This is a genomic window from Acidovorax sp. ACV02, assembly GCF_014851475.1.
Taxonomy (GTDB): Bacteria; Pseudomonadota; Gammaproteobacteria; order Burkholderiales; family Burkholderiaceae_C; genus Acidovorax; species Acidovorax delafieldii.
In genome coordinates this window covers 1-512 of record NZ_JACUZU010000028.1, presented here as the reverse complement: position 1 = coordinate 512, position 512 = coordinate 1, and the positions used below count along the sequence as shown (strand labels likewise).

The 512-nt window shown below is 63.5% G+C and carries 1 protein-coding gene; it reads left to right on the top strand.

All coding sequences use genetic code 11. The annotated features are described in order from the left end of the window. On the top strand, positions 1 to 512 hold a 512-nt coding region (locus tag IB236_RS24195; protein WP_192422487.1), incomplete at both ends, for a dihydrodipicolinate synthase family protein.

The window sequence follows — 512 nt, the reverse complement described above, 5'->3', positions numbered from 1 at the left end:
GCCGGTGGCCCCACCCGCACGGCCATTGCCCATGCCCAGGAGGCCGAGCGCCTGGGCGCCCATGGCATCCTGCTGTTGCCGCATTACCTGACCGAAGCTGGCCAGGAAGGCCTGATCGCCCATGTGGAGCAGGTCTGCAAGAGCGTGAAGTTTGGTGTGATCGTCTACAACCGTGACCGCACCAAGCTCACGGCCGAGTCCCTGGCCATCCTGGCCGAGCGTTGTCCGAACCTGGTGGGGTTCAAGGACGGTGTGGGCAACATCGAGACCATGTCTTCCATCTACATGAAGATGGGGGACCGCTTTTCGTACCTGGGCGGTCTGCCCACGGCGGAGGTGTATGCCGCTGCCTACAAGGCGCTGGGCACGCCGGTGTATTCGTCGGCGGTGTTCAACTTCATCCCCAAGACGGCGATGGAGTTCTACAAGGCGGTGGCCAGCGATGACACGGCCACGCAGCACCGGCTGCTCAAGTCGTTCTTCATGCCGTACCTGGCCATCCGCAACCGGGT